Origin of the sequence: Corynebacterium sp. HMSC066C02 (assembly GCF_001814945.1) — a bacterium.
Classification (GTDB): Bacteria; Actinomycetota; Actinomycetes; order Mycobacteriales; family Mycobacteriaceae; genus Corynebacterium; species Corynebacterium aurimucosum.
The window spans coordinates 68,938-77,967 of record NZ_KV818433.1; the positions used below are offsets into that span (position 1 = coordinate 68,938).

General features: G+C 62.4%; 9 protein-coding genes. 6 read left to right on the top strand and 3 right to left on the bottom strand.

Annotation, left to right across the window (positions count from 1 at the left end):
* The first annotated feature begins 160 nt into the window (after nt 1–160).
* Complete coding sequence (locus tag HMPREF2996_RS00590; RefSeq protein WP_246822957.1) at nt 161–1,966, top strand: BCCT family transporter; 1,806 nt, start codon at nt 161–163, stop codon at nt 1,964–1,966.
* Nucleotides 1,967–2,347, top strand: a complete 381-nt coding sequence (locus HMPREF2996_RS00595; RefSeq protein ID WP_070729648.1) for a cell division FtsX domain-containing protein — start codon at nt 1,967–1,969, stop codon at nt 2,345–2,347.
* Here the strand turns inward: HMPREF2996_RS00595 and HMPREF2996_RS00600 are convergent.
* Nucleotides 2,344–2,991: a response regulator gene (locus tag HMPREF2996_RS00600; protein ID WP_070446706.1), complete on the bottom strand. Its 648-nt coding sequence runs from the start codon at nt 2,989–2,991 to the stop codon at nt 2,344–2,346. The genes HMPREF2996_RS00595 and HMPREF2996_RS00600 overlap by 4 nt on opposite strands.
* Nucleotides 2,991–4,160: a sensor histidine kinase gene (locus HMPREF2996_RS00605; protein WP_246822958.1), complete on the bottom strand. Its 1,170-nt coding sequence runs from the start codon at nt 4,158–4,160 to the stop codon at nt 2,991–2,993. Before HMPREF2996_RS00605 ends, HMPREF2996_RS00600 begins: the two co-directional genes overlap by 1 nt.
* 88 nt (nt 4,161–4,248) lie before the next feature.
* Here HMPREF2996_RS00605 and HMPREF2996_RS00610 point away from each other — a divergent pair, with 88 nt between their 5' ends.
* Genes HMPREF2996_RS00610 through HMPREF2996_RS00620 form a run of 3 tightly spaced genes read left to right on the top strand, consistent with a single transcriptional unit; the run spans nt 4,249 to nt 6,220 of the window.
* The gene (locus tag HMPREF2996_RS00610) at nt 4,249–5,037 is read left to right on the top strand and encodes a PrsW family glutamic-type intramembrane protease (RefSeq protein ID WP_168166663.1); all 789 of its coding nucleotides are present in this window, start codon (nt 4,249–4,251) and stop codon (nt 5,035–5,037) included.
* The gene (locus HMPREF2996_RS00615) at nt 5,034–5,453 is read left to right on the top strand and encodes a hypothetical protein (RefSeq protein ID WP_070729652.1); all 420 of its coding nucleotides are present in this window, start codon (nt 5,034–5,036) and stop codon (nt 5,451–5,453) included. The genes HMPREF2996_RS00610 and HMPREF2996_RS00615 overlap by 4 nt, the downstream gene beginning before the upstream one ends.
* Nucleotides 5,450–6,220 carry a PrsW family glutamic-type intramembrane protease gene (locus tag HMPREF2996_RS00620; RefSeq protein ID WP_070729654.1) on the top strand — a complete coding sequence of 257 codons (771 nt, stop codon included), beginning with the start codon at nt 5,450–5,452 and terminating at the stop codon, nt 6,218–6,220. The genes HMPREF2996_RS00615 and HMPREF2996_RS00620 overlap by 4 nt, the downstream gene beginning before the upstream one ends.
* Here HMPREF2996_RS00620 and HMPREF2996_RS00625 read toward each other — a convergent pair.
* Nucleotides 6,156–7,523, bottom strand: a complete 1,368-nt coding sequence (locus HMPREF2996_RS00625; RefSeq protein ID WP_070729656.1) for a M20 metallopeptidase family protein — start codon at nt 7,521–7,523, stop codon at nt 6,156–6,158. The genes HMPREF2996_RS00620 and HMPREF2996_RS00625 overlap by 65 nt on opposite strands.
* A 62-nt stretch (nt 7,524–7,585) precedes the next feature.
* On the opposite strand from HMPREF2996_RS00625, the gene HMPREF2996_RS00630 reads away from it, so the two are divergent.
* A complete protein-coding gene (locus HMPREF2996_RS00630) occupies nt 7,586–8,668 on the top strand; it encodes an alpha/beta hydrolase (RefSeq protein ID WP_070729657.1) in 1,083 nt (360 codons plus the stop codon).
* Nucleotides 8,669–9,030: the final 362 nt, after the last annotated feature.

Sequence of the window (9,030 nt, forward strand, 5' to 3'; positions counted from 1 at the left end):
ATTCTCATCAAAATTAGGCAGCGACATGGCATTCCAATCGACGCAGAAATAAGTGCCTTCATCCTAGCTCACACCACTGTCATTGTGCGCACCTGCGATAATGGTGAGGGTGAACACTCGAAAATCTACAGGTCCACCCGTTGGCATCTATCCTCACGACATGCACCCCGGCTTGGTTCCGGGTATCGGTGTGGAGGATCAACGCAACGCTTTCGCCCTTGACACGGTCCCTTTTTTCAGCACCGCTACTTTCATCGTAGCCTTCATCGTGTGGGGAATTAGCTCACCAGAATCCGTCTCGGCCGCATCCTCCACCGCCTTTTCCTGGGCCATCACCAACGCCGGCTGGCTGCTCAACATCACCATGATGATGGCCGTAGCCACCATGCTCTACATCGGTTGCTCCCGCCTAGGCCGCATCAAGCTCGGTACTGATGACGAAGAGCCCGAGTTCGGTTGGTTCAGCTGGGTTGCCATGATGTTTGGCGCCGGCATCGGCGTCGGCATCTTCTTCTACGGCCCCTCGGAGCCGCTGTCGCACTACCTCACCCCGCCGCCCCACACAGTCGACGGCAACAGCGTCGAGGCCCTGCACCAGGCCATGGCCCAGGCGCACTACCACTGGGGAATCTCGCCCTGGGCGGCGTACGCCCTGGTCGGCGGAGCCATCGCCTATTCCTCCTACCGCCGCGGGCGCGTGCCTCTGGTGTCCTCCATTTTCAAGCCGCTGTTCGGCTCCCGCGATACCGACGGCCCGCTGGGCAAGCTTATCGACGTCCTCGCCCTCGTCGCCACGCTCTTCGGCACCGCCGCCACACTGGGTCTTTCCGCTATCCAGATCGGCCAAGGCGTATCCATCATCCGCGGCGCCGGCCCGCTGACCAACTCCGTGCTCATCGTGATCATTGCGGTCCTTGGCTGCGGCTTCATCATCTCGGCGGTCTCGGGTGTCTCCCGCGGCGTGCGCTATCTCTCCAATTTCAACATCACGGTGACACTCGGCTTGGTCATCTTTGTCTTCTTCACCGGTCCGACCTTGCTCCTGCTCAACCTCGTGCCCTCCGGCATCGTGACCTACATCGACCAGCTTTTGCCGATGATGGCCAAAGGCCTGTCCTGGGGCGATGAAACAGTCGAGTTCCAGTCCTACTGGACCGCCTTCTACTGGGCATGGTGGATTGCCTGGACGCCGTTCGTCGGCATGTTCGTGGCCCGTATCTCCCGCGGCCGCACGCTACGCGAATTCACGGCCGTCACCGTCTTCGCTCCCTCCCTCATCCTCATTTTGGCCTTCACCATCTTCGGCGGCACAGCCATCACCTTTAAGCGCGAGAACCTGCCCAACTTTGATGGCTCCGCCTCCGGCGAGCAGGTTCTTTTCGCCATGTTCGACAACCTGCCGCTGAGCAGCATCACGCCCTTCATTTTGATCCTGGTGCTGGCGGTCTTCTTCATCACCTCCGCCGATTCCGCTTCGGTCATCATGGGAACCATGTCCTCCAAGGGAAACCCTGCCCCCAACAAGTTCATCGTCGTTTTCTGGGGCCTGTGCATGATGGGCATCGCTGTTGTCATGCTGCTGACCGGCGGCGAAGACGTACTCACCGGCCTGCAAAACCTGACCATCCTCTCAGCGCTACCCTTCTGCATCGTGCTGCTCGTCATGATGGTGGCCTTCATCAAGGACCTGCGCTCCGACCCGGTATTCATCCGCCGCGCCTACGCGCGTGCCGCGGTGGAAAACGCCGTCGTGCGCGGCATCGAGGAGCACGGCGATGATTTCGAGATCACCGTCGAGCACGCCGATGACGGCCGCGGTGCCGGCTCCGACTTCGACTCCTCAGCGCACCGCTACACGGACTGGTACCAGCGCACCGATGAAAAGGGCGAGAATGTAGACTACGACTTCGACACCGATACCTGGGCCGATGGCTACGAGCCAGACGCCGAGCAGAAGGAGAAATAAATGGGGTTGCCTGAAAACATCGTCCTCGACGGCTACACCCTTATCGAACAGCACGAAGTGGACCACGAGTTCCTCATTAATGGCTCGCCGCTCGCCGTGGATACGCCTCTGCTTTTCGCACTCACGATTGTTGGTGTTCTCCTCGTGGCGGCCAGCTTCTTCCTGCGCAGTACCCGCCGCTTTATCACCGGCCTCCTCGGCGCGGTCCTGACTCTCACGAAGCTGTGGTGGATGCCCATCGCGCTTGCCCGCCAGTTCGACGACGGCCAGGTCTTCGGCTATACGCTCAAGTACTACCCCCAATACTGGCCCGTAGCATCCATCATCGTGGTCGGCATCGCGTTAATCGGCCTGGTCTCCGCGTTTTTCTTCCGGCGCTAACGCGACTCCAACACCGCGATCGCAATGTGCACCCGATTGGTACCGCCCAGTTTGTCCAAGATGTGCTTGATGTGGGTTTTCACCGTGGTCACGGAGACGTAGAGCTGTCCGGCAATCTCTTGGTTGTCTAGGCCCTGGGCCACCAGCTCCGCCACCTCGTTTTCGCGCTGGCTTAAGCCCTCTAGCGGGCAGGGCTCAACCACCTCCACCTCTGCCGGCTCCGGCGCAGGACGCTTGAGCGCCAGAAGGTTCTTCAGAGCCTGCGGGCTCAGCAGCTGCTGCCCCGTGGCAGCGGCCCGAACCGCAGAGACCAGGCCCTCCGGCTCGATGGTCTTGAGCAAAAAGCCCATTGCCCCAGCATGCAGCGCATCCACGATGAACTCGTCGGTATCAAAAGCGGTGAGCATGACCACCGGTATATCCGGCGCGCTCGCGCGCAGCTGCCCTGCCGCCTCGATGCCGTCCATGACGGGCATGCGGATATCCATGAGGACAACATCGGGCCGCAGATCCGTCACGCGCGCCACGCCGTCGCGGCCATTGCTGGCCTCGGCCACCACCTCGATGTCTGCGGCGCCCTCCAGGATGAACCGAATGCCGCGGCGCAGCGCCTGCTCGTCATCGACTAATACCACTGAAATCATTACGCGTGTGCCTCCTCAGGGAGTTCGAGGACCCAGGTGAAGGTGGAGGCGTCGTCAAGCACTGTGAAGGTGCCTCCCGCCAGCCGGGCGCGTTCCTCCAGACCCAACAAGCCGTTGCCGCCGCCGGACTCTGGCTGCTCCGCTACTTTCTTGTTCTGCATGGTCACCCGCACCTTATCCTCCTCGTTCTCCACGGTGAGCGTCACCTTCTTCCCCGGCGCGTACTTGCGCGCGTTGGTCAGCCCCTCCTGCACGGCGCGGCCCAGCGTGTGGGCGGCTAGTGTGCTCAGCTTATCGACGTCCCCCTTCTTATAGCGCACCTTCGTCCCCGCCGCGCGAGCGCGCCCGATGTGTTCTTCGATGCTCGCGCGCGGATCCACCCGATCGTCCACGCGCAGCGCCTTGATCACCCCGCGCAGATCCTCCACAGCGGCCTTGGCCTCCGACTGGATGGTGTCTGCCGCCTCGGCGATGTGCTCTGGGTCCGCATCCTTGCGGTAGCTCAGGCCACCCGCGTACACGGAAATGAGGCTAAGCCTGTGCGAGAGGGAATCGTGGATATCGCGCGCAATGCGGTTGCGTTCCTCCAGGCGCGCCCGCTCTTCGCGGGAGCGCAGCTGGTCCTCGTTGAGCTCCGCCAAGCTGACCAGCGTGACCTCGCGCTGGCGGCGCTGCGCGCGCACCGAGCCCGTAATCCAGGCGACGATAAGAAAGAGGCTTCCATAAAACACGTAACCAAAGGGCGCGAAGATGTTCATCCGAATGTAAGGCACAGAGATAACGGTCACACACGAGGCCACGAACACCACCGTCCCCACCAGGGACCACCGCAGCCGGCCGCGCGAGATGATCGAAATCAACACCACCAGCACTGACAGCGACAGTGGGCGAAACCCGCCTAGTACCAGGACGAGCAGAGCCGCACTCAGCACCACCGGGTGGCCGGGGTACTCCTCGTGGATGTTGCGCTCCCGCCGCGAGTGGTGCAGGGCGAAGGGCAGCAGAATCCAGGTGGCGAAGCTAAATAGACCCATCAAGCCCATAACAAGGGCTTCCTGATCCGTCCCCTCGAAGTTTTCGATATGGGGGATCCATGCCGCCATATCCGCCACCACGCAGAGCAGAATGAGCAGCACCGTGATCCACAGTGGTCGCGTCTTGCTTGTCATTGTTGCCACGATAGTTCTCCCTGTGTTCCGGAAAATCCTCCCTGCGGAGGATACCGGCACCCCGGGCACGGTTCATAGCCTAAACCGCATGAGAAGAACACAGACTTTATATGAACTGCTCACCGCCGCCGGGCTCGTGAGCGCTGCTTATGGTTTCTCCCAAGGTGCTTTCGTCACTACAAGTGCGCTCGCCGCAGTGTTGTACGCGACCGTGGCAATTGGTCTCACGCTGCTGATTCTGCGCAAGTACCCGGGCATTGCGCATGGCGTGGTGTGGGGCATCGCGGTCACCAGGGTCGCAGCTTCGCTCAACAAATGCATGAACGACCTCCTCATCCGCTTCTTCCCGGAGTGGCTGGTCGAGGCCGGTATCGCCCCGCTCCCCGAAGAACTACTCAAATTCCTCGGCGTCCTCTTCATCTGCTCGTGCATCATCCGGCCCCGTCATTGGGCGGACTACGTCTTCGTCGGGGTGGCGGTAGGCATGGGCTTTAGTGTGGGCGAGAATGTCGTCTACTACGTCAACTTGACGCTGGAGAACCTGGATTCCGATATCAAGGGCACCTTGATGGCGGTCCTTGTCCGCTTCATCGCGAACCCTCTCATGCATTCTTTCTTTACCGGAATTGCCGCCTATGGCCTCGCCCGCAAGCAGCCGGTGCGATGGTTGCTCCTTGCCATGGCGGTGCACTTCGCTGCCAACTTTGGCCCGTCTGTCACTATCGCCCTTGAGAACGCCCTGTGGCCCGTCTTTGCCGCCCTCATCATTCTCATTTCTCTGTGGGGCGCCACGATTGTCAGCATCGTGAAACTCCGCAAAATCCTCCCTGCGGAGGATACCGGCGCAAAATCGCAGCTCTTAGGGTCACAAGCATGAGAAACACACTGATTTATTCCTGCATCGGCGTCCTCGCCGCAGTACCGCTTGCCGACGCCCTCCTCCCCGACCCCACTCCCGACACCACGCCCGTGCGCGGTATCCCGGGGCTTGAATGCCCGGCGGATCCGTACGCCTCCTCGCAGACCTGGAACTGCGGGAGCGCGACCATCATTTCTGAGGAAGGCAGCTCCTCCCACGAGGTGGACACGTACCTGCCGCGTCAGCACCGCTCTTTCACCGGGACGCGCGCGCTCACCGACGCCCCCATCACCACCCAGGCACCGGATCTCTACCGCGTGTCCGACGAGAATGGAATCACGCTGGCCCACCCCGACGAGAACACCATTTCCTTCCTCCACATCTACGGACCGAAGGAACGTGACTTCGCCGACCGGGTACAGGAGGACGCATGAAGTACCTGTACTTTCTGCTGACCCTCGGCGCGCTGGTCGTGTCTACCTTCCACTACGCGGGCGAGCCCTTCCTGCCCGCAAGTGCTCTTGCCGCCGTGGTCTTCGCCGCCGTACTCGTCTCCCTCACGCTGTTCCTCCTGCGCCGCCGGCCAGGAATTGCGCACGGCGTGGTGTGGGGCTTCGCGGTCTCCGGGCTGGCGGTGGAACTCAATACGAACATGACCCACCTCCTTGCCCGCGCGGGCCTGGACTGGCTGGGCGCTGCGGGATATGCGCCGCTCAACGAAGAAGCGCTCAAGTTCCTCGGCGTGCTGTTGATCTGCACCTGCGTCATCCGGCCCCGAAGCTGGCTCGACTATGTCTTCGTGGGCGTGGCCGTGAGCATCGGTTTCACTGTGGGTGAGGACGCAACCGCCTTCGCGCGCATGACGGCGGATAACCTCGATTCGGATACCGCCGGCGCAATCGGGGCGGTGGTCATCCGCCTGGTGTCCAACCCGCTCTCCCACTCGCTATTCACCGGGCTTAGCGCCTATGGCCTATCCCAGAAACAGCCTGTGCGCTGGCTCATTGCCGCCATCGCGGTGCACGTGACGAACAACCTCTTCCCGTCGCTAAGCACCGCGTTCGACGACGCCATCTGGCCCCTCCTCGCCGGCATGGTCGTCGTGCTAGCCGTGTGGATAGCCACCATCTGGGGCGTTATTGCGCTGCGGAAGAAGGCGGCTGCACATCCAGCCCTGTCCCCTGCACCGGCGCGCGCATAGCCTTCGTCGCCGGGGAGGGATGGGCGTCCTCGGCGGCGAGGCGCTCAAAGGCCACCGCCGCCAAGGCCGCAGCTTGATCCCCCAGAACGGAATCATCGAAGCGCACCAGCGGCGAGTGGTTCCACTCGCGCATGTGCTCCGGGGTGTGCGGATCTCCCGTACCGAACCACATGAAGGTGCCCGGAACCTGGGATAACACCGCGCCGAAGTCCTCCGAGGCCATCATCGGGGCGTCCATGGTCAGCACATTTTCCGCACCGAACATGCCTGCCCACAACGACGCCGCGAACTGATCCTCGCGCGGTGACGTCTTCGTCGCCGAATACAGGACCTCAAAGTCCACCTTCGCGGTACAACGATGCGAGGCCGCCACAGAGCTGGAGACTTCGATGATCATCTGGCGCACGGCGTCGATGTGTTCGTCGCGAAGCACGCGCACCGTAGCACCCAGCTCTGCCTTGTCCGGGATGACGTTGACCGCGCCGTCGCCCGCGCGCAGATTAGTCACCGTAATAACAATCGGCGAGTTCGCATCGAAGCGCCGAGTCAGCGCCACCTGCAGCGCCACCTGGATCTCCGCCAAGGCCGCAACCGGATCAATCGCATCATGCGGGCGCGAGCCGTGCCCGCCCTTGCCGTAGACGGTGATCCCCAGGTTCGAGGAGGAGGCCATCATCGGACCTGCGATGTGGTGGAAGGTCCCCCGATCCTGCGGGCCGACGTGGAGGCCATAGGCGGCAATGGGACGGCGACCAGCAGCGTCGAGCACGCCCTCATCGATCATCGGCTGCGCACCACCCGGGCCTTCCTCGCCCGGCTGGAACATGAAGATGACATCGCCCAACAGCTCCTCGCGGTGGCGGCACAGCATCTTGACCGCGCCGATGAGTGCGGCGGTGTGCAGGTCATGGCCGCAGGCGTGCATGTTGCTATTCGTCGAGGCGAAGGGGCTGCCTGTCTGCTCGCGCACCGGGAGGGCGTCCATATCGGCGCGCAGCAGCACCGACACCGGGCGCTCGCCGCGCTTGCCGCCGCGCAGCACCGCCACGACGGAGCTTAAGTCGCGCCCGAGCTGAATTTCCAAAGGCAAGCCTTTAAGAGCTTCGAGCACCTTCTCCTGCGTCCGCGGCAGGTGCAGCCCGACCTCCGGGTTCTGGTGCATATCGCGACGGAACTCCTGCAACTCCGGAAGCAGCTCCCGACCTTCCTCCACGAATACCTGGCTGGCCAACCGCTCCCCCAGCTTGGCCGAAACCATCGGAAGCGGTGGCAATTGCTGACGGTGGCGCGGGGCCATCTTCATGGTGTCATCCTTTCCCAGCATGTGCGCCGAGCATACCGAAAACTGTATTAAAGTAACGGTCTATGAAGCTTCTCTCTGCGCTTTTGAGCAGCGCACTTCTCATGTCTTCTGCCCCTGCTTACCAGGAATCCAGCCGCGATGAGCAATCCTCTCGCTGGGGCGTGGACGCAACGTTCAGCATCCTCAACGCCATGGGTTCCTCCTCGCACCTTCTCACTGATTTGTTCACATCGGAACAGGAGGGCTATCCGTACCCGGTGGATGCGTCGATAAGCACGGCGTCCGTTGTCTCCCGCGCGCCGACTGATGAGCCTGGCCGGGAAAAGTGGCTCGTGGCCTCACCCTCCATGGGGCGTGAGATTCCCGTCGACGTCGTCCTCGGCAACGGCGGCCCGGTGGTGTACTTCCTGGAAGGAGTCGACTCCCCGGAAACCTCCAACTGGATCACCAAGGGGCATCTGAAGCGCGTTTTCGGCGACTCCGACGCCAGCATCGTCATCCCCTCCCAAGGCGCTGGTTCCATGTGGACCGACTGGAATCAGGACGACCCCAAGCTGGGCCGCCACAAGTGGAACACCTTCGTCACGCAGGAGCTTGCGCCGGTGGTGGAGGCAGAACTACATCACAACGACAAACGCGGACTCATCGGATTGTCGATGGGCGCGTCCGGCGCGGTCATGATGGCCAACAACCACCCGGGATTCTTCGATGCGGTGGCGGGGATTTCCGGTTGCTATTCCACGACGAGCACGGTGGGCCAGGGAACTGTCGACCTGACTGTGGGGAGCCTGGGCGGCAACCCGCGGAACATGTGGGGTCCGCACGGCTCGCCGGACTGGGTACGCAATGATGTCGCAGCGAACCCGGAGGGGCTGCGCGGTACGACGCTGTATCTCTCCGCTGCCACTGGCGCGTGGACGGATGAGGAGATGGCGGCCTACCCCGACAAATCCCTCGACGATCGCATTGGCGGAACCTTGTTGGAGGCCGGCTCAAAGCGGTGCACGGAGGAGTTTTCCGCCGCGCTTGACGACGCCTCCCTCCCCCACACCACCGACTACCTCGACTCCGGGGTGCACGACTGGGTGATGTTTGGCAAGCAATTGCAGCCGGCGTGGGACGCGATTAAACCGGCGCTGTACTAGCGACGACCCCACCGCCCAAGCCTGTCGGCCCGAAAGGCTCTCCCCTTTCTGAGGCCTATCTCCCGTCCCCCCAGTCACCGTTCAGCCAGCCCTAGCCAACCCTCTCTCCGCCCTTGGTCGGTGTTTCATCCCGTCTGTGAGCAGGTTATTTGCTCTTCCGGTTGCGGGGTGGCTAGACCTGTTTTAGTCTCTGTGCCCATGGGGGATATCGAAACCTACCTCCGCCTACGCAACTCGGGGATTGCGCTGGTGGAACATATACCTGGCACACCCGATGAGCTCCGCGTGCTCGGCGCGGATGCCGCCGATGCCACCGAACTTGCCGGCCTACACCAGGTCTACTTCGGTCCCACCCGCTTTAG

Excerpts from the sequence above, each read along its gene's own strand:
- HMPREF2996_RS00605 (WP_246822958.1), bottom strand. The coding sequence starts at position 4,160 with ATGACAAGCAAGACGCGACCACTGTGGATCACGGTGCTGCTCATTCTG.
- HMPREF2996_RS00600 (WP_070446706.1), bottom strand. The coding sequence starts at position 2,991 with ATGATTTCAGTGGTATTAGTCGATGACGAGCAGGCGCTGCGCCGCGGC.
- HMPREF2996_RS00590 (WP_246822957.1), top strand. The coding sequence starts at position 161 with ATGCACCCCGGCTTGGTTCCGGGTATCGGTGTGGAGGATCAACGCAAC.
- HMPREF2996_RS00610 (WP_168166663.1), top strand. The coding sequence starts at position 4,249 with ATGAGAAGAACACAGACTTTATATGAACTGCTCACCGCCGCCGGGCTC.
- HMPREF2996_RS00630 (WP_070729657.1), top strand. The coding sequence starts at position 7,586 with ATGAAGCTTCTCTCTGCGCTTTTGAGCAGCGCACTTCTCATGTCTTCT.
- HMPREF2996_RS00625 (WP_070729656.1), bottom strand. The coding sequence starts at position 7,523 with ATGAAGATGGCCCCGCGCCACCGTCAGCAATTGCCACCGCTTCCGATG.
- HMPREF2996_RS00615 (WP_070729652.1), top strand. The coding sequence starts at position 5,034 with ATGAGAAACACACTGATTTATTCCTGCATCGGCGTCCTCGCCGCAGTA.
- HMPREF2996_RS00620 (WP_070729654.1), top strand. The coding sequence starts at position 5,450 with ATGAAGTACCTGTACTTTCTGCTGACCCTCGGCGCGCTGGTCGTGTCT.
- HMPREF2996_RS00595 (WP_070729648.1), top strand. The coding sequence starts at position 1,967 with ATGGGGTTGCCTGAAAACATCGTCCTCGACGGCTACACCCTTATCGAA.